Origin of the sequence: Bradyrhizobium sp. CCBAU 45394, from assembly GCF_028128655.1 — a bacterium.
Taxonomy (GTDB): domain Bacteria; phylum Pseudomonadota; class Alphaproteobacteria; order Rhizobiales; family Xanthobacteraceae; genus Bradyrhizobium; species Bradyrhizobium diazoefficiens.
This window is the reverse complement of the sequence record NZ_LBIX01000176.1, coordinates 361,723-386,114: the sequence shown is the minus strand read 5'-3', so window position 1 is coordinate 386,114 and position 24,392 is coordinate 361,723. Positions and strand designations below refer to the sequence as shown.

Annotated in this window: 25 protein-coding genes and 2 pseudogenes; 16 read left to right on the top strand and 11 right to left on the bottom strand. The window is 61.9% G+C overall.

The features are described from left to right. Nucleotides 1-171: 171 nt before the first annotated feature. Nucleotides 172-448, top strand: a pseudogene (locus tag WN73_RS39270) (hypothetical protein). 121 nt (nt 449-569) lie between these two features. On the opposite strand, the pseudogene WN73_RS39265 reads toward WN73_RS39270, so the two are convergent. Beyond that, nucleotides 570-827, bottom strand: a pseudogene (locus tag WN73_RS39265) (Ku protein); the annotation flags it as partial. Nucleotides 828-991: 164 nt separating this feature from the next. Between WN73_RS39265 and WN73_RS39260 the strand changes: the two are divergent. From WN73_RS39260 to WN73_RS39250, 3 genes are all read left to right on the top strand, one after another. Beyond that, nucleotides 992-1,210: a hypothetical protein gene (locus WN73_RS39260; RefSeq protein ID WP_271557611.1), complete on the top strand. Its 219-nt coding sequence runs from the start codon at nt 992-994 to the stop codon at nt 1,208-1,210. Nucleotides 1,211-1,213: 3 nt separating this feature from the next. Continuing rightward, the gene (locus WN73_RS39255) at nt 1,214-1,462 is read left to right on the top strand and encodes a hypothetical protein (protein WP_271557609.1); all 249 of its coding nucleotides are present in this window, start codon (nt 1,214-1,216) and stop codon (nt 1,460-1,462) included. A 289-nt stretch (nt 1,463-1,751) separates the two neighbouring features. Beyond that, nucleotides 1,752-1,964, top strand: a complete 213-nt coding sequence (locus tag WN73_RS39250) for a hypothetical protein (RefSeq protein ID WP_271557607.1) — start codon at nt 1,752-1,754, stop codon at nt 1,962-1,964. Here the strand turns inward: WN73_RS39250 and WN73_RS39245 are convergent. The 3 genes from WN73_RS39245 to WN73_RS39235 all read right to left on the bottom strand — a co-directional run bounded on the left by WN73_RS39245 (nt 1,871) and on the right by WN73_RS39235 (nt 3,006). Continuing rightward, nucleotides 1,871-2,488, bottom strand: coding sequence for a hypothetical protein (locus tag WN73_RS39245; protein ID WP_271557606.1), 618 nt, complete (start codon nt 2,486-2,488; stop codon nt 1,871-1,873). The genes WN73_RS39250 and WN73_RS39245 overlap by 94 nt on opposite strands. A gap of 66 nt (nt 2,489-2,554) precedes the next feature. Then, nucleotides 2,555-2,692: a hypothetical protein gene (locus WN73_RS39240; RefSeq protein ID WP_271557605.1), complete on the bottom strand. Its 138-nt coding sequence runs from the start codon at nt 2,690-2,692 to the stop codon at nt 2,555-2,557. A gap of 56 nt (nt 2,693-2,748) precedes the next feature. Beyond that, nucleotides 2,749-3,006: a hypothetical protein gene (locus tag WN73_RS39235; protein ID WP_271557604.1), complete on the bottom strand. Its 258-nt coding sequence runs from the start codon at nt 3,004-3,006 to the stop codon at nt 2,749-2,751. A 214-nt stretch (nt 3,007-3,220) separates the two neighbouring features. On the opposite strand from WN73_RS39235, the gene WN73_RS39230 reads away from it, so the two are divergent. From WN73_RS39230 to WN73_RS39215, 4 genes are all read left to right on the top strand, one after another. Continuing rightward, a complete protein-coding gene (locus tag WN73_RS39230; protein ID WP_271557602.1) occupies nt 3,221-3,886 on the top strand; it encodes a hypothetical protein in 666 nt (221 codons plus the stop codon). A 569-nt stretch (nt 3,887-4,455) separates the two neighbouring features. Next, nucleotides 4,456-5,052, top strand: a complete 597-nt coding sequence (locus WN73_RS39225; RefSeq protein ID WP_271557600.1) for a hypothetical protein — start codon at nt 4,456-4,458, stop codon at nt 5,050-5,052. After that, a complete protein-coding gene (locus WN73_RS39220) occupies nt 5,049-6,995 on the top strand; it encodes an AAA family ATPase (protein WP_271557598.1) in 1,947 nt (648 codons plus the stop codon). The genes WN73_RS39225 and WN73_RS39220 overlap by 4 nt, the downstream gene beginning before the upstream one ends. Nucleotides 6,996-7,161: 166 nt before the next feature. Further along, nucleotides 7,162-8,019 (top strand): tyrosine-type recombinase/integrase, encoded by an 858-nt coding sequence (locus WN73_RS39215; protein ID WP_271557596.1) that lies wholly within the window; start codon nt 7,162-7,164, stop codon nt 8,017-8,019. Here the strand turns inward: WN73_RS39215 and WN73_RS39210 are convergent. Continuing rightward, complete coding sequence (locus tag WN73_RS39210) at nt 8,016-8,519, bottom strand: tyrosine-type recombinase/integrase (RefSeq protein WP_271557594.1); 504 nt, start codon at nt 8,517-8,519, stop codon at nt 8,016-8,018. The two genes, WN73_RS39215 and WN73_RS39210, sit on opposite strands and share 4 nt — an antisense overlap. Before the next feature lie 432 nt (nt 8,520-8,951). Here WN73_RS39210 and WN73_RS39205 point away from each other — a divergent pair, with 432 nt between their 5' ends. The 8 genes from WN73_RS39205 (at nt 8,952) to WN73_RS39170 (ending at nt 17,355) form a co-directional block, all read left to right on the top strand. After that, complete coding sequence (locus WN73_RS39205; protein WP_271557592.1) at nt 8,952-9,797, top strand: hypothetical protein; 846 nt, start codon at nt 8,952-8,954, stop codon at nt 9,795-9,797. Continuing rightward, on the top strand, nt 9,794-12,034 hold the full coding sequence (locus WN73_RS39200; RefSeq protein ID WP_271557591.1) for a Mu transposase C-terminal domain-containing protein: 2,241 nt from the start codon (nt 9,794-9,796) through the stop codon (nt 12,032-12,034). Before WN73_RS39205 ends, WN73_RS39200 begins: the two co-directional genes overlap by 4 nt. Before the next feature lie 62 nt (nt 12,035-12,096). After that, nucleotides 12,097-13,026, top strand: a complete 930-nt coding sequence (locus WN73_RS39195) for a TniB family NTP-binding protein (protein WP_271557589.1) — start codon at nt 12,097-12,099, stop codon at nt 13,024-13,026. Further along, entirely contained in the window at nt 13,023-13,916 is an 894-nt protein-coding gene (locus WN73_RS39190) for a TniQ family protein (RefSeq protein ID WP_271557587.1), read from the top strand. The genes WN73_RS39195 and WN73_RS39190 overlap by 4 nt, the downstream gene beginning before the upstream one ends. Next, nucleotides 13,913-14,803 (top strand): hypothetical protein, encoded by an 891-nt coding sequence (locus WN73_RS39185; protein WP_271557584.1) that lies wholly within the window; start codon nt 13,913-13,915, stop codon nt 14,801-14,803. The genes WN73_RS39190 and WN73_RS39185 overlap by 4 nt, the downstream gene beginning before the upstream one ends. Nucleotides 14,804-15,154: 351 nt before the next feature. Beyond that, entirely contained in the window at nt 15,155-16,351 is a 1,197-nt protein-coding gene (locus WN73_RS39180) for a M24 family metallopeptidase (RefSeq protein WP_271557582.1), read from the top strand. Between the two features lie 312 nt (nt 16,352-16,663). Further along, entirely contained in the window at nt 16,664-16,786 is a 123-nt protein-coding gene (locus WN73_RS39175; protein ID WP_256380385.1) for a hypothetical protein, read from the top strand. A gap of 206 nt (nt 16,787-16,992) precedes the next feature. Beyond that, a complete protein-coding gene (locus WN73_RS39170) occupies nt 16,993-17,355 on the top strand; it encodes a hypothetical protein (RefSeq protein ID WP_231166479.1) in 363 nt (120 codons plus the stop codon). Nucleotides 17,356-17,540: 185 nt separating this feature from the next. Here the strand turns inward: WN73_RS39170 and WN73_RS39165 are convergent, their stop codons facing one another. The 6 genes from WN73_RS39165 to WN73_RS39140 form a co-directional block, all read right to left on the bottom strand. Further along, a complete protein-coding gene (locus WN73_RS39165; RefSeq protein ID WP_271557579.1) occupies nt 17,541-18,932 on the bottom strand; it encodes a Dyp-type peroxidase in 1,392 nt (463 codons plus the stop codon). An 84-nt stretch (nt 18,933-19,016) separates the two neighbouring features. Beyond that, nucleotides 19,017-19,481 carry a hypothetical protein gene (locus WN73_RS39160; RefSeq protein ID WP_271557577.1) on the bottom strand — a complete coding sequence of 155 codons (465 nt, stop codon included), beginning with the start codon at nt 19,479-19,481 and terminating at the stop codon, nt 19,017-19,019. A 179-nt stretch (nt 19,482-19,660) separates the two neighbouring features. Then, nucleotides 19,661-20,488, bottom strand: coding sequence for a hypothetical protein (locus tag WN73_RS39155; RefSeq protein WP_271557576.1), 828 nt, complete (start codon nt 20,486-20,488; stop codon nt 19,661-19,663). 124 nt (nt 20,489-20,612) lie between these two features. After that, entirely contained in the window at nt 20,613-20,831 is a 219-nt protein-coding gene (locus tag WN73_RS39150) for a DUF6894 family protein (RefSeq protein ID WP_038967569.1), read from the bottom strand. Nucleotides 20,832-21,031: 200 nt separating this feature from the next. Continuing rightward, nucleotides 21,032-22,321, bottom strand: coding sequence for a siderophore utilization protein FsrB (fsrB, locus tag WN73_RS39145; RefSeq protein ID WP_011087276.1), 1,290 nt, complete (start codon nt 22,319-22,321; stop codon nt 21,032-21,034). A 56-nt stretch (nt 22,322-22,377) separates the two neighbouring features. Beyond that, complete coding sequence (locus WN73_RS39140) at nt 22,378-24,366, bottom strand: TonB-dependent siderophore receptor (RefSeq protein ID WP_271557930.1); 1,989 nt, start codon at nt 24,364-24,366, stop codon at nt 22,378-22,380. Nucleotides 24,367-24,392: the final 26 nt, after the last annotated feature.

The window sequence follows — 24,392 nt, the reverse complement described above, 5'->3', positions numbered from 1 at the left end:
ACGCAACTCGCACTCGTCAATTCAATGGCGCACGAACTCCTTGTTCTTCTGTCTGTACAGCGGGGAACACGTGGAAAAACGCAGCCCCAGTCATTCCGAATCCCTGGGCTGTGATAGCAGCGCGGAACGCACGGCGGTCGACAAGATTCGTCGAAGGCAAGGAGCGTTTCGATGTTGATGTTCAAGGAACGACGGCCAGCGATCCGGACGCTGCGCGAGTGGGCGATCTCGGTGTTGCAGGAAGCCGGCGCCATCCGCGAGTGCGAGGAGCACGGGTGGATGCAGGACCGCGCCGACCCGCACGCTCGCGAGCGAGCCTTCGACCTCGCCCGCCAGGATCCACCGTCTGGCACCGTCTGGCATCTCTCCGGACGATGGCGTCGCAGAACTTCGGGACGTACTGGATTCGATCGGCGAAACTTGCCCGGAGTGCCTCTCCGACGACTAGGCCGTCCCTTCTCTCGACTCGCGGCCCGACGGCACCCGCAGGCTAGTGAGTTCGATCCACGCCAACGCGGCGTTGATCCATCTCTGCCGTTCGGCTCCATCGGCTTCCGCGGCGAGCTTCATGCAAACGACTCGAGCTCCTCCTTCGTGACCTCGATGAACTGGTCCTTTTCGAGCTGGTAGCCCTTGACGATATCCTCGTTCGGCACCTCGTCGCCGGTGTCGGCGTCGACCTTCAGATACTTGATGCGGTGGCCGGTCTGCCGGTTGAGCTGGTTGAAGCTGATCTTCTGGCTCTCGGACGTGGCCGGATAGAGCGCGACCGGACATGTCACCAGGGACAGACGCAGAAAGCCTTTCCAGTTGGCTCGGGGGGCCATGTACGCCGAACTCCGTTTGGGCGGCCTGGATTCAAGACGAACGAGCGGAGCCGGTTCCGACATGCCGGCCGCCAATCTCCCAGATTCCTCCGGCGCCGGCTGCCGCGCCTGGGAATTCGGAGGGAGGCTCTCGACTCGATAGAACAAAACAGGAGCATGCCCGTATGTACGCGACGCCCGAGCAGACCAATCCGGCTCGCGACGGGCTGGAAGCCGCCGCTGACCAGGCCATCGAAGCCTGCGGCGGGGACGCCCGGGAGGCGGTGAAGGCGCTGCTCGTCGCGAGCGAGTTTCTCGAGAACGAGATCGCGGAGCTCAAGGCGGCGGTCTCGAAAGGATACTCGCGCGGGCGCCACGTCGCGCAGCGCGATCACAAGGAGTGACAGATGTCGGAAGTGACCTACTACGTCGCTCTGCCGTTCGTTTTATCCGACGACGGCGTGGCTGCCGGCGAGCCGGCGGAATGCCTGAGCGCCAACGCCGCGGTCATGCGGGCCGAGGCGCTGTCCCGGAAGCCCGGCCACGCCGGCGCTATCGCGTTCTCGCGGACGGGAGATCCCTCCAGTGGCGACTTCAGCGACGCCAAGCTGATCCGGAAGTTCGGCGATGTGCCAGATGATCTCAGCGCCCTATGAAGCTCGACTGGGTCCGCAACGAGATCGCCCGCATGCGGGGACAGGTACGCGCTCAGGAGCGCGAGATCCTTATGCTGCAGCGGGCCGGCGTCGCGACCGCCTCGGCCGAGCTCCTGCTCACGCGGATGCGGGCGAAGGTCGATGACCTTTGCCGCGAACGGGACGCTCCGGAGGGCGTCGTTCGCCTGACGCCAACCCGCCGAGGAGCCGGTAGGCGATCGCCCTCACCTTGACTTGCCGGGCGCGAAATACTCAACTGCGACCGTTCAGCGTGCTGAGGGGTCGCACCATGGAGCAGGAATTCTATCTGGGCCTCGCCCATCGGGTGCGGACCCTTGCAGAGAAGGCCGACCCGTTCACCAGGCGGCGCCTGCTCGACCTCGCCAAACGATACGATGCAAAGGGCGGTCAGACCTCCCACCCCGCTGCGGCCGAGCGTCCCTTGCCTACACCGCGCACGACGACACCGGCATCGATCTTCTCCGGACCAGGCGAAGCCTGAAGCCCCGCAGCAGGGTCGCCGCCCACTCCCTCTTCGGGCAACGGATCGTCCTCGGTCAGCTTGGTCTCGAGCCGCAGGCTGTTGAGCTTCGCGCTCCTGGGCCGAAACCGCGTGCCGCGCATCAGGACGAACTTGAAGCGGCCGGCGATCAGCATCTGCAGGATCGGCGTCAGGGCATCCCACGGAATGCCGATGTTCCCCAGCACGCCGTCCGGGCCGAGACTGAGCGAGCCTAGCGCAATCGGCGTCAACTCCTTGCGCTTCTCCTCCACCAGCTCGGGCGAGGGCAATAGAGAGATCTCCACCCTGTCGGTCTTCGGTTCAGTTGGCGCCAGCAGCCGACCCTTGATCTGCAGGTGGCGGAATTCGTGGTAAGGATCGATCGGCAGCCGCTCCATGTTGAGCGAAAACGCATAGCCCCAGTCCCAGCCGTCGATCTCGACGACGTAATCGACGATCTCCTCGCGCGGCTTGCGCCGCCGCTTCCCCTTCACGCGCCTCGAAGGCTTCGGTTCGGCGGCCATCCGCTTGACCCGGGCTTCCTGATCCGGACCAGGCTATCCGAGTCGGCCGCGTCGTCGAAGGGGCGGCTACGACGAGCCAGCCCCCGGCGCGACGACCTCGCGCAGCGCGGCGAGCATCCGCTTCAATTCGGCAGCCCTGGCATCGCCGTCCGGACGGTCCATGCGCGCGAAGTCATCCCACCACTCGGAAGCCCATCGTCCCACCTCGTTCTCGCAAAGGCGGTCGCGCAGCACGGGGATGGCGCCCAGCGGCCTCGCCGCTACTCACTGCGTGAGATCTTCGCCGTCCCCTGCCGAATCTCGTGCTGATGGCTCTTCAGCCATTCGTCGATCGCCCTTTCCGCGAGTTCGTATGCCGGCTGCTCCATCGCGAGCGCTGCAAGCTTAAGCCGTCGGATTATGTTCGGGTGCATATAGATCAAGAGTTGGCTCCGCTTGTCCGCTCTTGCCCGCGCCTTTGACGCCCTCTTTTTCGGCTCGCGCACCTCTTGGCCCTCCGCGGCCAGATAGCTGACCATCTAGACTTCTCTACCATCGAGAAAAGTCCTGCGGAAGTGCTGATTTTCGGAAAAACCCAAGATATCCACACCCCAATCACCTGTCCCGACCGGCTACACACCATTCTAGATAGCTAACTATCTTGACTCCTGGATTGTCACCTGCTCTGTTTGGACGCGCGGACCGGGTGGAGGCCTGCCTACGGATCTCTCCCGGTACAATCGGAGACGATTTGTGACGCAGGCAAAACCGAGCTCTCGTCCTTCTCGATCGATCGATCTGCTTTCGGTCGCCGGCCGCGCGCTACTCGGCGACGGCAATGAATCAAACTGCCGGAGACTGGCGGTCCAACTGCTATTGGACCCGGGGGTCCGGTCCTTGCGCTTTGTCGCCTCTCTCCCCCTCGCCGGCGAAGACATCGACGTCCGGATGTTGGTCGCTGAGCACGACGATGGCCTAGTCGCATATGACATCGTGGACGAGCGCGATGACCGCGACATTGATACTGAGGGGCTGCTGCTGATTGCGCTTGATCAGCACCACATCACGCTACGCGCAATGGACGCCCCTTCGATCTGTGCGCAACCCTTCGCCCGGCACTGCGAGCGCATTTGGGAATACCACGCGCTCAATGTCGGTCGCCGCCTCCGCGCGCGGATTGAACGGGCTGTTGGAAGAGACCGTCTTAGCGCTCGCGAATTGGGTCATGCCGTCGGTGAACGGAACATCGTGCCGATTGTCTGCAATCTAATCTGCAAACGCGTTCTCTACTGCGATCTTTCGACCTCGCTCGATCTAGACGCCTGGGTGGCTCGTCGCTCTGATGGCGCCATCGCAAGCTCCTTGCTGAGCCACAAGACTGCGGGATTGATGAAACCAAAAACGGGAGGTGCGACATGACGACGTGGCAAGGGGCGCTTATCCAGAAATATCCTACACTTTTCGTCCGGCCCTTCCGGGGAGTGGCGTTCGCACCGGGATATCCCCGCTGCGCCCCGGGTTGGCAGCACGTCGTCACGCGCCTTGTCGATCGAGTGGCAGCTGCAGCGAACGACGGCTCTGTCTACTTCACACAGATGGTCTGCGAAAACGGTGTATTGCGCACCCATTGGAATAGCAGGTCCGAACTTCCGCAACGACTGGCTCTCAAAATCGAGGAAGCGATTGGCCTCGCCGAGGCTCGCTCCGCAAGCGCGTGCATCGATTGCGGTGCTGAGGGTCGATTGTTCGCTACTGACTTCGTACTCGCACCGCTCTGCAGGCTCCACCAGCGAGGCACGCCCGTTCCCATAGTCGCGGATCGCGACGTCTATCTCCGGCGAGGCGTCGTGAGGCAGCGCCCTGTTCTCGTTTGTTCCCGATACGACTGGGAATCGGATGCTTTCCTCGATCTGCCGACCTCGGCGGATCCGAGGCCAAAGCGCCTTCCGGATGATTGTGAATCGTAGAGTGCGCAGAGAGGACTGAACATGGCTATCAAAAAGAACAGCGAGCGCCTGCCCCAAGTGGGTCAGTTCGTATCTGTGAAGTGCGGTGGATCTGTCCCGGTGCGGCATCCGCTGATGAGGGATGCGCTGCTGCAAGCTGCGCTCGACCCGACGGTCCGATCCATCGAGTATCTGCCGACCATTCCTGCCGCGCCTCCGACATGGGACGTCGACGCCATCGTCGTCGAACGCGACGATTGCCGCTACTATCTGGACATCGTCGAGGCCAGGCCGGCCCGTTCAATAGCTCAGCGTCTCATGATTGCGCAGGCGTTGCTCGATCTGGGCCTTCGTCCATTGGTTCGGACGGAGTCCGACGTCATGCGCGAGCCTCGCTGCACCAACGCTAGGACGGTTTTCGAGTACGCCAGTCGGCCCGTAGACGTCGGGCTGCGCTTGCAAATCTTGGGCGCGCTCACCGAAGACGGTGCGATGCCGCTCGGCGAGCTTCTGAGCCGCCTGCGGAGCCACCGCGATCCGGTCACCGGTGTGATGTCCCTGGCTTGTAGCGACCTCATCGAACTCGACCTTATCTCGACGCCGCTGGGGCCGCTCACTGTGACGAGGCTGCGCCAGTGAGTTTTCGAGATCTGCGCCCCACCGGAGAAGCTGAAATCCTAGAAAGTACCGAGATGCCTACCGCCAATAAACGGTCTCCGGTCGATGCGATCCTCGAAGTTGCCTTTGGTAGGGCTTCAAGTCCGGCCCTTGAGCGCTCGCTCTCGGGTGAGGCCGCGCATGCAATCATCGTGATCGTTCCGACAGCGGCATGGGTCGCACCCTGCAAAGCGTTCTGGGAACGTCGCTTCGGCAATCGCTGGCATATCCTCGGTCGGGATGGAGCGAGCCGCTCCGAACACAAACCTACGGTGGGAAACCAGACGGTATCTAAGGCGCTCGCGGCCGGGCAATCGGTAGTGGGCATCGCCACCTCGATCGATATTCTACCGTCGACCCTCGCGGTTGGCGCAGATCACACGTTTCACCTGTCGTCTCCGTCTGGCGACGTGCTTCGCCAGGTTTTGGAAAAGCATTTCGGACGTCCCGTTGCAGCCCCTGTGCCTGCGCAGGTCGGCACCGCATTGGACATCTACGACCTAGCAGCGGCGTTTCGTCCTCGATCGACATCGCGCCAGATTGTCGCGCGGATGGAGCGAGCCACGCAACGGCGGATCGGCTCCGAAAGCAACGATCAATTGCCTTTACTCGAGACCGCGATCGAATACGGAGACTCTCGCCAATTTTTTTTAGACCTCGCAACCGATCTAAAAGATGGCGTCCCTTTCAGCCAACTGAGCCGTTCTGTGATTCTGTACGGCGAGAGTGGAACTGGTAAGACCACCCTCGCGAAATTGGTCGCGGCGCACTTGAATCTTCCGCTGCTCGCGTTTTCTGTTGCGGATCTTTTCGCCCGGTCCGACGGAGCGCTCGGCGGAGTCGTGCAAGCTACCAACGCGATGTTCGAGATGGCAACATCTCAAAGTTGTGTTTTTCTACTTGATGAACTGGACGCGCTACCAGATCGAGCTACTATCTCTGATAGAGGGCGCGACTGGTGGCTACCTGTACTGACAAACTTCATGTTGAAGCAGGATCTTGCCTTTGCGCGCTCCGGCAGCGGCCACGGCCATATGGTCGTGTTTGTCGCATGCACGAACTACATCGAACGTATCGATGCCGCACTCATGCGGCCGGGCCGCTACGAAAGGGCGATCGAGGTCCGACGTCCAAATCTCGCCGGTACCATCAATATTCTTGGCCACTATCTGCCTGAGATCCAAGGCGGTGAGCGCGCCGAACTCGGACGGCTGCTTGAGGGGTCGACCGGTGCCGAACTCATGATGATCGCGCGCGATGCCCGGCGCATCGCGCGCCGTGAAGAGCGCGTGCTCCGCGTCGAGGATGTGCGCGCCGCCGCTATGTCCGATAAGGATATTCCACCTGGGCGCTTGCGCCGAATCTGCGTGCATGAGGCCGCGCATGCGATCGGCATCCTGGTCCTACGTTGCGGTATCCTCCGGGGCATCGTCGTTCAGTCGCGTGATGGCGCCGCGGGACGGACGATGTCGGTCCACGCTGATGCAGATCTTCCGACGAAGCGTGACTTCGAAGCCCGCGTAGTCGCAACCTTGTGCGGCCGCGTCGCCGAGCGTTTGTTCCTGGGGGAAGTCTCCGTGGGAAGCGGTCTCGATGAGCGAAGCGACATCGCGACCGCGACGAAATTGATCGCATCACTTCATGCGTCGACGGGCTTGGGAGGGAAGCTCGCTTTTACATCTGATTATAACGACGTGCTCAGGGCCGTTTCGCGCGACAAGTCGCTGCGCCGGCACGTCGAGGCCGACCTCGTCCGCTTGGAGAAGAAAGCCGAGCGTCTCGTCAAGCGCAATCGGCGTGCAATCCTGGCGGTTGCCGACTCGCTCGCTCAGAGCCGATATCTCTCAGGTGAAGCGGTCCTCCAGATTGTGAACAGCGCTTTACCGCGTTCGCCTAACGTCTGCGACAGCAGTGACAAGGACTAAACGTGCGCCTCTGGATGATCTCCGACTTCCATCTTGAACTGACACGCCGCTGGATGCCTGCCGGCGAAGCGCGTCCGGATTTCGACTTGATGTCGTCACTGGCGGCCCAGCGCGCAGAAGGAAGACCGGCGTGGTTAGTCGGGCATAATCCGACAAGGGAGAATATATGACTGAAAGGAAGCAATCGATGCCCTTCGCGCCCGCCGGAGAGCGCTGGCTCGCGAGCCTAAAGACAGCCGGCAGATCTGAAAGCACTCTGGATTGCTACGCACGCGACATCCGCGACGTGGCGTCCGCGTCCGGCTTGTCGGAAACGACGCAGCTCTCGACCTTGAATCAGGCTGCGATTGATACGATCGCAGCGGCATGGCGACGGAACGGTATATGTGAGGGCACTATCGTGAGGCGCTTTTCCGCCTTGCGCGGCTTCGCGGCCTACCTGGTCCGCGAACACGGGATCAATCTAAGTGCGCTGCTGTCCGCCGATTTCCCGACGCATCCGAAGGGAATGAGACCGCCCGTCGAGGAGCCGGCGATCGACTTGTTGTTGTCCGAAAACTTGGACGAAGGTTGGCGGAATGCGCGCGACAGCGCTGTGTTCGCCATCCAGGCCGATGCTGGCCTGACGCCGGCGGAAACAGTCGGGCTGGACGTGGAAAGCGTTGACCTGAAAAGCCGCCTAGTCCGCGTCCTCGACACTCACCTTGAGGCGCGGATCGCCGGATTCTCAGATCGGTCGCGAGACCTTTTGAAGGAGTATCTAGGCGCCCTTCCCTTCGAGCTTGCGCCAACGGATCCGCTATTCGTGACCTCCAGGCGAACCAGGCTGCACGTCCGGACCGCGCAGATTTCTTTTCGGCGACGCCGTATACGTCTCGGCATCTCGCCGCAGGCGACGTTGATGGGCCTGCGCCACTCCGCCGCCGCCCGCTTGGTCGGCGACGGCAACCCGCCCGACGTCGTCGCGTCCGCCCTCGGCATTCTAGACACCACCGCGGGCCGGTATTTTGGCCGCAAGCTTTAGGAGAACGACCCGGTGAGCGCACGATGCAGCCAATTGGGGTCGCGGTACCCCATCATCGCGGCTACGATCTCGAAGGGTGCGTTTCGCTCCATCATGTGCAGCGCGAAGGCATGCCTCAGATCGGTCGTCGAGAGCGGTTCGGCAAACCCAAGCATCTTCGACCTTCTCGTCAACACCGGACCCAGATCCCTGATACGTCTACCTCCGCGGAGGAAGAGGAATTCGTCATCGGAATGTCCAACGGGGCGGTTCATCGCGCGAAGCACCCTGTCGGCAGAACCTTTAGGGACCGGCAACACGCGACTTGAAGAACCAGCGATCGAGAGGCGCATCCGCTCGCCGATTAAAATGTCGCATCGGCGGAGCTTGAGTACTTCGCTCATGGAGGGCCCGCAGCCGTACAGCAAGGCAAGCGCCGCGTTGTACAGATCCGCATCCGGACAATCGTCGAACGAGAAGATCGCGACGCACTGTTCGGGGGAAGGAATGAGCCGGGGCATAACCCGCCCATACACAGTGGCTCGGCAAGAATCGATGGGCAGTCGCGCGCTGGATGTAGCGATTCGTCCCGCTGCGGTTGTTTACACCACGAGCGCTTTCTTAGATTGCGGGCCAAATTTGTTGACAAAGCCAGAACCGGCAAGGGCAAATCGCAACAGATAGCTCAAAGAATACAAATACTTGCCGAGCCGGCATCTGACTCGGTAAAGTTGTCGCGAGGAGAATGCCGAATGAAGTAGCACCACCGAATGGTGGGGAAGACGACGCGGCCGCGGAATCGCCAGCAAAGCTACCGACCGCGTCGTCAGAACCCACCGACCAAACGACCACACCAGCAGTCGTCATCGAGAGCATCGAAAGATTCGCACACGGGCGGAATCCCCGTCAAGCGAATTTTCCGGCGTTGATGTCGGCCGCCCCAACGAGGCCGAATGTACCACGTCATCGATAGCTCGGATCGCTTCCCGCCGGACATCGGCCGCATCGTGCCGCGCGCGATGATTGATGCCGCGGGCGGCATGAAGAATTTCCTCACGATCCCGCTATCCAGCGAAGTGAAGTTGCATAGGCGTCGCGACTTCGAGAGGGTCCGCAAGCCCGTCGACGGCAAGCGCGGACACAAGACAGGAAAATTCCATACGCGGAAGGACCCGGCTCGCCGGGTCATCATGAATGAGTCCTTCGTCGGTGAGCGCTGGCGGAACGCCTGGTTCGAAGTGGATCCTTCGATCCGTCGTCACCTGGATCAAAGATTCATAGTGGAAGTCAACGACGCGGAAGGCGGATGCTGGGCGGTGCCGGACAGCTTCCTCGAGGGCATCGACGGGACGTTTGCGATTTGCGAAGGAAAGACCGCCCTCGTCTGGGAGCATTTGCCGAACGGGACCAAGCGCCTGAAACGCGGCTTGCCGGACAAGACGCAGAACGCGCTCATTCGGATCCAAGATGCCTTGGGACGCGCGGGTGTCGTCTACGAAGTCTTCGACCAGGCTTGGTCCGCACACCCGATCCACGTCGCGAACATCCGCGCGGTTCTTTCGGCGACCAAAAAGCTTCCGTTCGGATCCAGCGAGCGTCTGGCCATGGAGCGCTTGTTGGCGTGCGGCGACCTTACGGTTGGGGAATGCGCGCGCGAGTTCGCCGGCCGCAGCGATTGCCCAGAGGAATGGGTCTGCGCCGCGATGGGCAACGGTGTTCTCGAAATCGATTTCGAGCGTCCTATCGACCGCGATTCGCGCGTGTCTCCGCCGAAGCCGCCGTTCTGGAGCAAGGGATGAGTTCGCCGGTGCCCGTCGTAGCGCAGCAGACCAATGGCGCGGTTCTCATGGAACCCGGACAGTTCATGAAGCTCGACGGCGAGCGGTGGCAATTCGTGGGCTGGAGCGCAGACGGTCTCCAGGAATTCTACAGCCGCGCGCTAAAGAGGCACCAACCCTACCATCCCACCGAGCTGAATGCTTTCTGGGAAGCCAAGAGGTTGACGGTTCTGCCGCCCAGCAAGAGGCCCCCCAAGGAGTCGGTGCTGCGGAACATCCAGGTCCCGTTCGACCACTACACTGACGAGCAGCAGCGGCGCATGCGGATCCGTGAATACTACGCGAAGGAATTCCACAGGGATTTCCCGGGCAAGGTCACCAGAGGTCCCAATAGCGTCGCGAACTGGCTGAAAGGCATCGATCCGCCTCCGGTGCCGCACACCGCCGACGAACGTCTGTCCAAGTGGAGCGTGGTGCGCGCTTATGATGATTGGATCGCAGGTGGCCGCTGCATCGAAGCCTTGTCGCACGGTAACGCCAACGGAACGCACGAAAGCACGCTCGAGCCTGTTCGTCACATCATCGAGGCCGTGATCGAACAGTTTTACGTACCGTACAAGGAACTCGAGGTACCGGAAATCCTCGGGATCATCCTGAATGAAATCGAGCAGGCGCAATTGGATGATGATGATGAGGTGCCCGCGAAGGACGACAAGGGCGAGCCGCTTGTCTTCGCTCCCTGCAGGCAGACGATCTACAACTACATCAAGAAACTGAGCTCTTGGGAGAAAACGCGGATCCGCGAAGGCATCGATGAGGCGGACGACGAGCACGCGACGCGAGGCCGCAAGCCGCGGCTAAACTATCCTTTTCAGGAATGGCAGGGCGATCATGCGGTCCTCCCGATCGAGGTCTGCACATCCATCGTTGACCAGAATGGAAACGTCCACAACGTTCGCATGGGCGGGGTCTGGATGACCGCCATCGTCGATGTGAAAACCGACTATGTTTTTCCTCTCGGCATCGGCGTGGATGCCCCCTCCACCGCCCGCAGCATGGAAGTCTGTCGCACGGCTATGTGCCCCAAGGACGAGTATTTCAAGCGCATGGGACTGACCGGCCAATACGATCCAACGGTCATTCCGGAGATGATCTTCCTGGACAACCAAGCCGACAACCATGGCAAAGACCAGGACGCGGCGATGAGGGATTTCGACGTCGAAAATGGTTATGCGGGTGCCTACAAAGGCAAGCACAAGGAGGCCGTGGAACGCTGGAACAGGAAGATCAAGAAGCATTGGCGCAAATTTCCCGGCGCCGTTCCGAGGGCGGAAGATCTCACTCGCGGCAAACGACCGCGCAAGCAGCCGGTCATACCGCTGGACATGGAAGACATCCGGCTGGAGTCGGCCCGTTTCGTGGCCGAACACAACAACACTCCGCAGAAACGGCTTGGCTATATCTCGCCCAACGAAGCGATGCGGCGCCTGGTCGAGAAGATCAAGGATGAACGGCGAAAGGGTAAGCCTCTTCCATTCCGCCCGATCATGGAAAAGGGCCTTGACGATATCGATCGCGCATTCTCCATCCGCGCGATCGTGATCGTCCGGGACTACGGCGTGCGCTACCAGTACCTCGAATGGAATTGTGATGCACTGAAGGATCGCATCGGTCACAGGGTCGAGCTCCGCATCCCCCCGCGGGACGTCTCGGACATCTGGGTCTATGATTTAGACGACAAGATCTGGTTTCCGGCACATGGCTCATGGCCCTTCTACATGGTGGGATTACCCTGGACCGAACATCAGTTCGTCCGTGCGCGTGTGCTGAAGTATGAGCGCTCCTTGACCAAGGACGGGAGCAGCGTTTCCGTCGACTTTGCGCGCAAGTACATGGCCAACAAGGCCGAGGGCCTGCGGCGTCTGTTCGAGCTTGCCGGAAAATCTTTCGTGCTCAAACGCGACCAAGCGCGGAACAATCGGCTCTGGAAGCGTACAATGCCCGTTGGGCACCTCGATTTCGCGCTTCTCTCCACGCGCGCTGCGGCCGTCGACATGCGCGAAGGCCGGATTCCTCCGGGCATGGAAAAGACATTCAAGCTCGCTGAGAAAAAAGGGCTGATGATGCCCGTCCAGATTGAAAAGCCCGCAAGCAGCGTGCCTGAACCCACCTACTGGGAGACCGAAGACGACGAAGACGCTGTGACCGACATGACGGAGAGCCCGCTCCTCCGCGACGACGGGGGCGCGTCCGTATGACCAGGAACTTGCCCGCACCTGTCGGTCGGCGTGCGATGTCGTCCTCGGATGCGTGGAAGGAAATGACTCCCGCCGATCGGCTCGAAGCCGTCCGGACGATCCGGGTGTTCGCGCCTGACGCGAGTAGATATCTGACGCGCCTTAACGCGCGGGTGCGCGGCAACGGCCCGGCTGCCAGCGGCAACGCCGGAATTCTTCTCACCGGCCCGGCGCACATTGGAAAGCATTCTTTCATCGAGCATCTCGCTCAGGAAAATCCGCCGGTTCCGACGGATACGATCGCCCGCCGCAGCATCGTGGTCGTGCCTCCCATTGCTCGCCCGGATCCGAGCGGGCTCACTGAGGCAATCGAACTCGCGACGAGCTGGCGATATCGCGGGGAGCGCCTCCTACCCGGCGCAGGTCCTGCTTTCCAGGTCAACAGGATCTGCGAGGCAAACGGCATAAGAGTCCTTGCTTTTGATCGTGCGATGTATTTCTGCGGCAAGTTCGCGGTGGCGGCGGATGCCGTACCGTTTCTTACCGGCATCATGGACAAAGGAGAAGTGCTGGTCGTGCTGATCGGCCCCAAGACCCTCGAGGACCGGATCAAGCGAACGACTGACCTTTCGGAAAGATTCTTCTTTTGGCGTCTCGCGCCATTCGCATACGGGCCCGAGTGGATACAGGCGCTCCACGATTTCGAAGCCAAGATGCCCTTCAACGCCGGAAGCTTGACGGCCTCGACGATGCCGGCGCGGCTCTACCTCGCCTGTTGGGGAAAGCTGCCGCGTTTCGGAAAGTTGACTATCGAGGCTGCCCGAAATCGCCTCAGGAATCGTAACGCTAACGACATGATCAGGCTCGAGGATTTTCACCACGCGTACTCGGAACTGGCGCCCGACGAAAGGAACAACCCTTTTGACAAGGGCCACGAAGCGGCAGTCCTTGAAGATGACATCGCCCGGGGTCCGCAGATCGATGCTTCGACGATCACGGAGATCGGCCGATGACCGGCGCTTTTCTCTTGATGCCAGGAGAGAGCGCGAGCTCGTTCGTCCTGCGCCTAGCAAATTTCTTGACGGTGAAGCCGGACAAGTTTCTGAGGTCCGCACTTGGAGATCCGCGCAACTTGGCTTGGGCGATCCATCGCAGCGATAAACTACAGTTCCTGTGCGATGCAAGCGGTCTCCCCTCCGAACATCTTGCCTTCGCCTTCGCGCAACGTTCGCCCGGACCGCCGAACGAACGTTTCGTGCTGCAGTTCAGGATCTCGGAGCACCACCTGGATCAAACCACTCGCCGCGTCAGCCCCACGGTCCTTGCGCGCGACCTCGAGGCGTCAATTCCGCCCTATCACCGCATCCTCTGGTCGGTGCGTGACTTGCGTCGCGATCCGGAGACCGGTTCGCCCCTGATCTCGGCCTGTGACCATTGCGGCGCGACCCTAACTTGGCAGAATTGCGTTGATCCCGCTTGCTGCGGCCGTTGCGGCCGGCAGCTTTGGCGAGCGAGGAGTCCGGAAGATCCGATGACGCGGTTCGATCAGTTCGTCCGCGATCTTTTCCATCCAGATGCGACCGTGCGCTCGGAGCTGCGGTCCAGTTTCGTGCCGCCCCTCGGAGGATGGGCCGAAGGCGATCTTATCGACCTCTTGTATTCTCTGCAGCGGGTCCAGCACTTACTCTCTTCGTCGCCGAAGAGCGCGGTTACCATTGAGCCCGCCGTCATCGAGGCGGGATCATCGATCAAGCAAGCGATGGACCTGCCCATCAGATCGGCCGCGCTTGCCACCCAGAGCACCGCTGTCACCGTCGCCGCGGCCGCAAGGATGGCCGCCCTGCGGAGCGCCCCGCCTCCGGTCGCTGAATTCCTGATCCAATTGCTGATGAGCCGATCATGAACTGGCGCGAAAGAATCGTGGAACACATCCGGAGCATGATCGGCGCAGGCGAAGCGCGGGAAGCGAATATCGTACTTGGACTACTGATTGGGTACTTCGCTGGCAATATTGCAGCCCTCCTCGGCGCAACGTCGGAGCAGCTCTCTGAATTCCTGTACGCTCGCTATCGCGCTCACACGACCATTGCGCGGCGTCTGAACACTCTACGGCTGATCTATTCCATACTGGTCGAATGGAAGATCATAGGAGAGAACCCCGCAATAGATGTCGAGCGACCGACGATCGTTGATAAGCAAACCGACTTCGATGTCTCGCTGGAGGACGTCGAACGTCTTTTGGCGTTTCAAGAATCAGTTGTGCACCACTGCGAACTTCGCGCTTCAGCGACCGCACATCGGGAGCGCGCCACTCTTGCCACCCTGCAGTTGGTCGCTGGCGGAGCACTTATCGCGGAACTGGAAGGCTTGACCGTTCGCGACCTAAGCGGCGGTTGTATCATCGTCGGACGACACACACCGCGTGAACGTCCGATTTGGCCATCCGATCAGGCCCTCAAAACCATCCGGGCTGCCGCACACTCGTCACGACCTTTGCCGCCGGCACCGGAGGCGCCCCTTTTCCTGATTGGCTATGGTACTAGGCCTAATACGAAAACTGCATGGGGCTTGTTGCAGAGAGCCGTCCTTCGTGCAGGGCTTGAGGGACGAGGCCTGACTCCTGCGAAGCTCCATCGAGCTGCTGCAAAGAGCCTTCTCGAGAAGGGGCTCGGATGGGACGCGGCGAGGCAGCCATCTTCTTATTTGCGCATACCGAGGACCAAATATGTTCCATCTCTTGAAGAGATGGAACAAACGGTCATGCGCTGCCATCCGCTCGAAATTTTGTAACAAGCATTGAATACCAATGATCGGCCGGCCGGCGTCCCCGTCAGCCAGCCTAAGGGCATTCAACAACGGGAAGCAGAATCTGTTAGACAGATCCAAAACGAAAAGCAGATTTGAGTGGACAGCGAGGTCGGGCAAAGCAATTTAAGTTTGACAAAGATTGCTGAAATCATTGATGTTTTCGCTATTGTCGGAGCAAATCTGATTGGATTTTGCAGCCAGCCAAATCCGCAGCTATCCAGAACCCCGCTCCCGGCGGACAATCGCGGCGCGCTGCGACGATCCGACGGTCGCTCGGATGGTCGCAGGCAAGAACACAGGCGGTCCAAACCGTCGCCTATTGGGAGGTCCATCATGGAGCTGAACGTCGCCGGCGCGACCGGCTCGCGCGCCATTCCATTCGATGCCGCCAAGCTCGACCGCCTGATGGAAGCAGCCGGCCTCGACGTACTCATCGCGACCTCCAAGCACAACGTACAATACCTGCTCGGGGCCGAGCGCGCGATCTTCTTCGACTACATGGATGCCATGGGCGTCAGCCGCTATCTGCCCGTCCTGGTCTATCCCAAGGGCGCGCCGGAAAAGTCCGTCTATGTCGGCCACCGGCTGGAGACCCATCAGCGCGCCGTGGCGCCGCCCTGGGTGCCGCAGGTCCGGACCGAGTCCAGCGGCTCGGTCGATGCGATCACGCGGGCCGTTGCGGCCTTGAAGGACGCCGGTGTGCCGATGAAGCGGGTCGGGGTCGAGTTGGCATTCCTGCCGATGGATGCGGGCCAAGCGCTTGCCGACGCCCTGCCCGACGCGGCGCTCAAGGACGCCCTCCTCGTCCTGGAGCGTCTGCGCGCGGTCAAGTCTGCGGACGAACTGGCCAGGCTGAAGACGGCGTCTGAACTGGTGATCGCCGCGATGCTGGAGGTGATCGCCGGGCACGGTCCCGGCACGACCAAGCAGCAATTGTCGGACGCACTGCGCGTCGCCGAGGTCAACCGCGGGCTCACCTTCGAATACTGCCTGCTGGCCTGCGGCAACAGCCACAACCGCGCGCCGTCGGCGCAGCGCTGGGAGCAAGGCGAGGTGCTGTCGCTCGACTCCGGCGGCAATTTTCACGGCTATATCGGCGACCTCGCCCGCATGGCGGTGCTGGGCGAGCCCGACGGCGAGTTGAGGGACTGCCTGGCCGAGATCGAGGCAGTGCAGCGCGCCGCCTTCGCCGCCGTCCGGCCGGGCGCCATGGGCGGCGACATCTACGTCGCGGCCGAGCGGCAGCTCGCCCAGATCACACAGCGCGATTGCACCGAATTTCTGGCCCACGGCATGGGCCTCGTCAGCCACGAGGCCCCTCACCTGACCGCCACGGGTCCGGTTCCCTATGACGACACGGACGCGCGGCTGCCGCTCGAAACAGGCATGGTGGTGTCGATCGAGACCACGATGAAGCATCCGAAGCGCGGCTTCATCAAGCTCGAGGACACGGTGGTGGTGACGGCGACGGGCCACGAAATTTTTGGCGAAGGCGGCCGCGGCTGGAATCGCGGTGGGAGTGCGCTTTGATCTGACTGGGTCGCACGCCGGCTGAGGCACTCTGCGTGATTTCTTGCGCACGGCTTCCGCCCAAGCGCATTGTTTTTCGTTCCATCAGTGCACGCGCAAAAAACAAATCGGCCATCGCGGGAACCCTTGTCGGCCCGCCCTGTTCATTCTTTGTCCGATCCGGACGCGTAACAATTGGTGGATACTATGAAAAGAATTTTATTGGCGGCAGTCGCCGTTCTCGCATTCGCTTCTCCGTCAGTCGCAGCTGAGACGGGCAAGACCGTTGGCCAATCGCCCTCCTCGTTCTACCTGGCTCAGGATACCGCGACCATGAAGTGTCAGATCGTCGAGAGCCAGCCTGCCGGCGGCACCATGAAGGTTGTCGGCGCCGCTCACACGACAAAGGCTTCGGCAGAAGCAGCTATGAAGGCGGACAAGACTTGCGCCAAGTAAACTTGTGCCAAGTAACTTGCGCCAAGTAATCGGCTAAGTCGGAGCGTGAGTACGGAGGCGGGTCTGTGAGTTCGTTAGAACCACGAATCCTCAAATCCGCCGCCACCAGCGCCCCTCAAGAGTGCCCCGCGTCGAGCTTCTTTCTCGGCCAGTGGCACGCAAGTGACTTGCCGCTTGAGATGCTCCAAATTCGAAAGGATACGATCATGAACCAGCAGACAATGAAATGCGTGGTTGCCGTCTCGTTCTTCGGCGCGGCGATCCTCGGCTCGGTGCTCCCGTCAGGGGCAGCTCCGATCTCGCCGAGCACGAGTCTCCTGAAGCAAGCGGTTTCTTCGTCCGCAGTGACAGAGGTCTACTACAGACGCCACTACCGCGGTCGCGGCTACTACGGCGCTCCCGGGGCCGCAATCGGGCTCGGCATCTTGGGCGCCGCGGCTGGAGCCGCCGCCTATGGGGCCTACGGGTCCAGCAATTACGGGCCCGGGTACTACGAGCCAAGGTACGCTGCGCCAGGGTACTACGGCGACGCCTATCCCTATCGCCGCCAATACTACTCCCCGTACTGAGGGCACGAATGACGCTGTTTGGGCGCGGCAGTCTCTGTCACTGACCCTTCCCAATCAGCGTGCCATCGAGCGCGCGCTTGATCACCCGTTGCGGCTACGTGCTGAACCGTAATGCCAGATACTCGCGTGAGGGGACGATCAGCGGCTGAGGGCGGCCGCGGCTGGAATCGCGGCGGCACTGCGCGCTAGGCTGAAATCATCGTATTGAGCGCTCTCATGCTCGGCGCAAACAGGACCGCAACCCCCTTGAAACGGATGAATTCCTCCAACCGAAAGGTCACGGAGGCGTTGTCCTTCAGAGGGACACCGAACTGGGTTTCAGCCTTCGGATATCGGCGATTCCCGGTCAGGGCATCCTGGGCGTTGTATCCGTTCGGGAGCTTCTTGTAGGCATCGGCGAACTCCGTCTTCTGCATCCATCTCAGGATCGTATAGAATTGCTCGTTGATCCTGGCGAAGTAGAAGAGCCCGACGATGCCGCGGTCTTTGCCATCGTCCTGCACGCTGTCCAGGCGGGGCCCATAGGAGAATCCGCGTCGGATGACGCGCGGCGGCCCTTTCGGAAAGCGAACGTGATTGGCATATTTCATCGGCTGATCGCGGCAATTGGCAATTCGAATGTGGGCCCCGAGCGGGCATTTGACGCCATCCGGATCGTCGCCATAGCCGAATGAATCATCCAATTGCGGGGTCGACGGCGGTGCGTCCGGAAACCTGGACAGCGGCGATCCATGCCGCCAGCGTCCCATGAGCTTTGCGGCGATCCACTCCTCGGCCAGTTCCGGGCCGGCATGCGGCGCCGCCAGCGGCGCGTTGTCCTGGAGGAATTTGTTGAAGCCCGCGACGTCCTGATACACCCACGACAAGCCGACAAAGGAGCCATCCCGCGCAAAGTCCTGCCATGGGCCCGGATTGTGTGGCGCCGTTGGAAAGTCTTCGTTCGGATAGCCGACGACGATCTCGCGACAGTTGACCATGCCGGGCGTGCCAGCGTCCTGCCAGTCGATGTTGGGGGCGGTGATTCCATCCCGGTAGCCGAAATGCAGGCGGCCGTCGGCCGGCAGGCTGCCGGACAGCGCGCTGTCGTCCCAACCTTCGAGCGTTAATTCCTGCACACCGAAGCTTGCCGCCGACTGTCGCAATTCTGCGAGGCAATCGGATTTCTGCTCGGCTGTGTCGAACCCGATGTGGATGGCGAGATCGACATCACCCGACTTGAAATTGCCATCCCACCACGCAGCTGGAGCGCTGGTTCCGGAGAAACCGAGTTGCTCCGCGACGCCGCCGTCCGGCGCCTGCGCCGGATCCACGAAAAAGACGTCGAACTCCCGACGGCCCTGCGCCACGTCGAAGCCGGGACGCCCCGCCATCAGCGCCTCTATACCTTTCCAACTGAACATGAAGTGGAAGGCCGGCCCAGCGGGGTCCGGCGCCCTTCCCGCCGCAGTCCGCGGTATCCATTGCTGCAGGAACGCCCTGGCACGGCCGGCGTCGCCGAACTTGAACAGCAGCACCGCGAGCAGCGGCTTGGTGGAGCTTCGGGCAATGATCGCCTGCAAATTGGCAAGATCCACCATCGCGTCTGTCCTTGTGGGAACGCTCAATAGCCAGCCACAGAGCCGGGCACGTCGCTCAACAGGCGAGCGAATGTGCCCGCAATGCTATTTCCCGAGCTTTGTCAGGATCTCCTCGACCGTCATGTGGTCATAAGCCGAGAACAGCCAGCCGGACGGATTGCCGTTGATGTCCGTCGAGCCATCGGTCGCCTTGCCCAGCGAACGCTCGTTGCGATTCTTGGAGAATTCGAAAAATGCATTGGGGTTGGTGACGTCCAGCTCCTTGTCGCCCATATCTGCCAGCGAAAATATCGCCGCAAAGACCGGGGTGAGCTCGCGCCGGAAGAATTCGGTGTATTCCTGATGCGAGCCCTCATATTCGGTGATGACCTGGATGTACTCGTTGCCGATGACGACGACGCGCGCGAAATGAACGATCCTGGATTTCTTCAGCGCCGCTTCGATCAATGGCTGAACCTTGTCGGCGAAGATCGCCTCGAGGTTCTTAAATTGCGCCTGTGTCGCGGCATCCTGTTTGATCTTCAGCGTGAGATTGAGCGCATGGGTCATGGGAAATGTCCTTAAAAAATACAACTCTGGGATGTTATCATTGCAGCAAGGAATTGAAAGCGAATCTTTTCGCCGAGTTCGGATGCGCCCGCGTCATTGTGGCGCCTGTGCTGACATTTTTGGCTATCCTTTGACGTGCAAAGGCACCGGCCGGCCAAGGTCGTGGCGATTCAGCAAGACTAACGCAGCGGCAGCAGGTCCAACTGGCTTTGCGCCTTCTTGACGGCGGCCGCGAACCAGCTCTGGCTTGGCGCTTCCTTGGCGAAGCACGCCGTGAAGGCCGTCATCGCGTTATCTTCGCGGGTCATGTCGCCGCGCGGATCCTTCTTGTCGATGGGCCTCGCCATCATCTGCTTCCAGACCTTCTCGCAGGCCGGGATCGGCGTCGTCTTCACGGCGTCCGATGAGGCGAGAAAGAAGACCTTCTCGCCCTGGATCGCGACGACGTCGATTTCATGCGGCGGCCCCTTCAGATCGCCATTGCCGCGCACGCCGAGAACGGCGACTGCGGCGCTCGTGGATGCGGGCTTGGTGACCGGCAGCTCGGCATATTTGGCGAACGCCGAGTCCTGGATCGCTTGATAGTAGAAGCGATCCGACTTGAATGCGGCGCCGGTCTCCTGCGGCATGCCATCCTCGCGATGCTCGCGCAGCCAGTGCCTGAGCAGCGCCGTGGTCGTCACCACGGCTTGCAACTGGTCGCCTTCCGAAGCAAAACCGAGCCCGTCGAGATGGCCGAAGCCTGAGTCACCCTTGAAAAGCGTATCGGCGTTCGACTTGCCCTCTGCCGGCAGCCCCTTGATCGCGACCGGTCCCACCAAGCCGCGCAGCACGCCTGTCAGCTCGTTGAGCGCCGCATCGTGCTGCCTGGAGGTCTCGTCGTTTTCCGCAGCCTTCGAGAACTTTGCGATGTAGCGATCGCGCAGCTCGAGATAGCGCTGCTCGGGAGTGGCCGCATGGGCAGGCGCAGCTAGGACGAGCAGGCAGAGTAAGGCAAGGCACTTCATATCGATCCCACGAAGTAAGAGCTGTCTTCAGTCTTGGTGCCTCTGTTTCGCGGGAAGGTTCATCCGTGGTGGTCACCGCGCCGTCGTGGGGCCCTGCTGCGCCGGCGTAAATGGACCGCTATGGTCAACGGTTCTTCGAATATACCGGCTCGCGATGAACTTCGCGGCCGTTCTCATCGATGACGACGATCCGGAGATCTGGATGTCCTCCCGGCCTCTTCGTGCGAACGTCTTCCGCCAGGCTCTTGCTGTGGGCAATGGCGGCGCCGTCGCTTCCAAACTCCAGACCCGACTTGTCCCGAGCCGGAACGCCATCCTTCATGTCGAAATAGTAAGTGCGCATCACAATCCTCTCGCGTCCACCTGTCCTGGAGTGCCTGGCCAACCTATCGGAGAGGAAAGCAAACATGGGCCTCCTAGCCCTGGCTGACGCAACTGCAAATCGGGTTAAACACCCCGCGAAGCTAGCGAAGGTTCCCAGGGGTGGATTTGATTCCGATCAACGCGTAAGCCGTTGCGATCACCGGCGGGGGCGTGAGCGCCCTACTCCGCCGGCGTGAGCTGCCGGCTCAGGCGCATCGCGGCGGTCTCGCGCACCCGGACACGGGCGCGGCGCTTGCGCCACCAGATCACGACGCCGGTGACCGAGAGCGCGGCCACCACCAGCCCCATGATCGAGATCAGGATGCGGCCGAACAGTCCGACGATGCGGCCTGAATGCAGCGGAAACTGCGCCTGCACGAAGATGTCGGCGGCGGTGCCGACCCAGGGCAGACGCGCGCCGAGCGGACGGCCGTCCTCGCTGTCGTAATAGAGCTGCGCCGGGCCGACGCCGCCGGCGCCGTGATCGTCGCCGGGATGGAAGTAGGCGGCGGCATAGACCCCGTGAGCTGGGCCGTAGCTGAGCGCGCCGACCGGAGTGGACCACCCTCGCCCCTTGCCGTCGGCCGCCGCGCGCGCGGCGATGTCGGCAAATGTCACCTTGGGCTCGATCGGATTGTCGAGATCGCGGTACGGCCGCTGCTCATAGGGCGTCGGCGTGTAGTTCGACACCATCTTCATCAGCGGCGAGAACACCTCGAAATAGAGGTTCAGCGAGAACGCCGTGAAGGCGATGACGAACAGCACGCCCCAGGTCCACAGGCTGAAGGCGCGGTGGATGTCGAAATTGATCCGGTAGGCGCTGCCCGACGTCTTGATGGTCCAGGCCGGCGCCCAGCGCGCCCAGAAGCCGCGTTCGAGCTGGCGCGTGACTTGCGGCGCCCGCGCGGCCTTCGCGCTGCGCCGTGACGGCAGGGTCAGGTAGAAGCCGACGAAGCAGTCGATTGTCCAGATGATGGCGATGATGCCGAGCAGGCGCATGCCCCAGCGGTCGCTGCCCCAGAACTCCGGGATGTGCATCGTGTAGTGCAGCTTGTAGAGGAATGAGACGAAGTTCTCCCGCGTCACCGGCCACACCGCGCCCCAATAGCGCCGCCCCAGCTCGACGCCGGTGTTGGGATCGAGGAAGACCTGATTGTAGTCGAGGGCATAGCGCTTGCCGGTCGCGGGATCGATCCGCGGCATGATGAAGAACCACAGCGAGTGGCCCTCCTCCGGCGTCATGAAGAGATAGACGACGCGCGCGCGGGGATCGCGCTGCTCGATCAGCTTGGCGAGCTCGATCGAGGGAATGGCCGGTCCCTTGCTGGTGACGTCGAACAGGTGGCTGTTCAGGACGTCGTCGATCTCGTGATCCCAGGAAATGATCGCGCCGGTGATGCCGGAGAAGAACAGGAATCCGGCCGTGAGCAGTCCCGCCCAGCGATGCAGCCTGCCGAATATCGCTCTCATCGTCGTCTCTCACCAAACAGGTCCGGTCCGCTTGCCGGATCGTTTTCAATTTGAACTCACCAGCGATAGGTCAGCTTGCCGATGGCCTTGCGTCCCTCCGCGTAGAAGCAGCCCGATAGGCTGTAGCAGGCGGCGACATAGCGCGTGTCGGCAAGGTTGGTGACGTTCAGCGACAGGCGCCAATTGTCCCTGGTGTAGGCAACAAGCGCATCCAGCACGGTCGAGGCTCCCACCTTGAACGTGTTGGCATCGTCACCCCAGGTCGCGCCGACATAGCGGACGCCGCCGCCGAACTGGAGGCCGGCGAGCGGCCCGTTCTGAAGCGTGTAGTCACTCCACAGCGAGGCACGGTTGAGCGGCACGGTGACCGGCGCCTTGCCGACATTCACCGGATCCTGCGTGAGCATGGCGTCGACATAGGCATAGGCGGCGCGCAGGTTCCAGCCGTCGGCGAGCGACATGGTACCTTCGAGCTCGATGCCGCGCGATTTCACCTGACCGGTCTGCTCAGCAACGTTCAGCGGAGGGGCGTAGGTGACGACGTTGTCGCGCGTCAGGTCGAAGGCGGCGAAGGTGAACAGCGCGTTCCATCCGATCGGCTGGTACTTGACGCCGACCTCGTACTGCACGCCGGTTTCAGGGTTGAGCAGCTGGCCGCGCGGTCCGGTCGCGAGCACCGGCAGAAACGACTCGGAATAGCTGAAATACGGCGCGATGCCGTTGTCGAAATTGTACATCACGGCGGCGCGGCCAGTGAAGGCCGAAGCATCCTTCGAGACCGATGTGTCGAAGATACCACTGTCGACCTGCGTGGTGACGAAATCCTGGCGGCCGCCGAGCTGGAATGACAGCCGGCCGAGCCTGATCTGGTCCTGCGCGTAGAGGCCGACCTGCGACTGCTTGACGCCGGTGTTGTCGCTCATCGCGCCGATGGTCCAGTCGTAGCTATAGACCGGGTTGAACACGTTGATCTCGGGGGCCGAGGTCGTGACGCCAAAGGCGGTGTCGCGGAAGGAGGTGTTGCGATAGTCGATCCCGACCAGCGTGGTGTGGCTGAGGATGCCGGTGGTGAACTTGCCCTGGAGCTGGTTGTCCACCGCGAAGGAGTTGATGTACGAGTTGCTGTAGCTGCCGAAACGCGCGAGCTGCCCCGCGGCCTCGTCGGTATAGCCTCCGCCGTAAAACACCTTTTCCTCGTTGTGCTGATAGGCGTAGCGCAGGTTCTGCCGGAACGTGATGTTGTCGGTGAAATTGTGCGAGAGCTGGTAGCCGGCGGTTGCGATCTCGGTGTTGAACGCGTTGAAGCTCGGCACGCCCGCGAAGAACGAGACCGGGATGGTGCGGCCGTTGTTCGGCCACACCGTGCCTGAGGCGGGCAGGAACTGGAGGCCCCACCCTGCCCGGTCCCATTGGTAGTTGGCCAGAATCGTGATGGTGGTGTCCTCGTTCGGCGTGAAGGTGATTGCGGGCGCGATGAAGACGCGGTTGTCCTTGGTGAAGTCGACCTGGGTCTCGCCGTCACGCACCACGCCGGTCAGGCGCCACAGCACGGTGCCGTCCTTGTTGGCGGGGCCGCCCATGTCGAACTGGCCCTGATAGCGGTTGAAGCTGCCGCCGGAGACCGAGACCTCGCCGAACTGCTGCGCGGTCGGCAGCTTGGTCACGTAGTTGAGGATGCCGCCGGTGCCGCTGCCGCCATACATCGCCGAGGACGGCCCCTTGAGGACCTCGAGGCGCTCGGCGCCGTAGGGATCGAGGCCGTTGAAGTGCACGTAGTTGCTCGATGGGATTCGCAGGCCGTCGACGTAGAGGCCCGACATGGTGGTGTCGAAGCCGCGGATCTGGAGGGCGCCGAAGCGGGTGTCCGAACCGCCATTGACGTCGCCGCTGACGCCGGCGGTGTAGCGCAGGGCCTCGCCGATCGAGACCGCGCCCTGGTTCCTGACCTGGTCGGTGGTGACGACGGACACCGACTGCGGCGTTTCGATCAGCGGCGTATCGGTCTTGGTGGCGGTGCCGCTGCGCGTGGCGACGAACCCGCGCACCGGACCGTTGGCGCGTTCGCCGGTGG

Coding starts and splice junctions, on each gene's coding strand:
- WN73_RS39200 (WP_271557591.1), top strand. CDS start 9,794: ATGAGTTCGCCGGTGCCCGTCGTAGCGCAGCAGACCAATGGCGCGGTT.
- WN73_RS39190 (WP_271557587.1), top strand. CDS start 13,023: ATGACCGGCGCTTTTCTCTTGATGCCAGGAGAGAGCGCGAGCTCGTTC.
- WN73_RS39185 (WP_271557584.1), top strand. CDS start 13,913: ATGAACTGGCGCGAAAGAATCGTGGAACACATCCGGAGCATGATCGGC.
- WN73_RS39195 (WP_271557589.1), top strand. CDS start 12,097: ATGACTCCCGCCGATCGGCTCGAAGCCGTCCGGACGATCCGGGTGTTC.
- WN73_RS39210 (WP_271557594.1), bottom strand. CDS start 8,519: ATGCCCCGGCTCATTCCTTCCCCCGAACAGTGCGTCGCGATCTTCTCG.
- WN73_RS39225 (WP_271557600.1), top strand. CDS start 4,456: ATGGCTATCAAAAAGAACAGCGAGCGCCTGCCCCAAGTGGGTCAGTTC.
- fsrB (WP_011087276.1), bottom strand. CDS start 22,321: ATGAGAGCGATATTCGGCAGGCTGCATCGCTGGGCGGGACTGCTCACG.
- WN73_RS39250 (WP_271557607.1), top strand. CDS start 1,752: ATGGAGCAGGAATTCTATCTGGGCCTCGCCCATCGGGTGCGGACCCTT.
- WN73_RS39175 (WP_256380385.1), top strand. CDS start 16,664: ATGAAGTGTCAGATCGTCGAGAGCCAGCCTGCCGGCGGCACCATGAAG.
- WN73_RS39255 (WP_271557609.1), top strand. CDS start 1,214: ATGTCGGAAGTGACCTACTACGTCGCTCTGCCGTTCGTTTTATCCGAC.
- WN73_RS39160 (WP_271557577.1), bottom strand. CDS start 19,481: ATGACCCATGCGCTCAATCTCACGCTGAAGATCAAACAGGATGCCGCG.
- WN73_RS39260 (WP_271557611.1), top strand. CDS start 992: ATGTACGCGACGCCCGAGCAGACCAATCCGGCTCGCGACGGGCTGGAA.
- WN73_RS39150 (WP_038967569.1), bottom strand. CDS start 20,831: ATGCGCACTTACTATTTCGACATGAAGGATGGCGTTCCGGCTCGGGAC.
- WN73_RS39180 (WP_271557582.1), top strand. CDS start 15,155: ATGGAGCTGAACGTCGCCGGCGCGACCGGCTCGCGCGCCATTCCATTC.
- WN73_RS39205 (WP_271557592.1), top strand. CDS start 8,952: ATGTACCACGTCATCGATAGCTCGGATCGCTTCCCGCCGGACATCGGC.
- WN73_RS39155 (WP_271557576.1), bottom strand. CDS start 20,488: ATGAAGTGCCTTGCCTTACTCTGCCTGCTCGTCCTAGCTGCGCCTGCC.
- WN73_RS39235 (WP_271557604.1), bottom strand. CDS start 3,006: ATGGTCAGCTATCTGGCCGCGGAGGGCCAAGAGGTGCGCGAGCCGAAA.
- WN73_RS39170 (WP_231166479.1), top strand. CDS start 16,993: ATGAACCAGCAGACAATGAAATGCGTGGTTGCCGTCTCGTTCTTCGGC.
- WN73_RS39165 (WP_271557579.1), bottom strand. CDS start 18,932: ATGGTGGATCTTGCCAATTTGCAGGCGATCATTGCCCGAAGCTCCACC.
- WN73_RS39215 (WP_271557596.1), top strand. CDS start 7,162: ATGACTGAAAGGAAGCAATCGATGCCCTTCGCGCCCGCCGGAGAGCGC.
- WN73_RS39245 (WP_271557606.1), bottom strand. CDS start 2,488: ATGGCCGCCGAACCGAAGCCTTCGAGGCGCGTGAAGGGGAAGCGGCGG.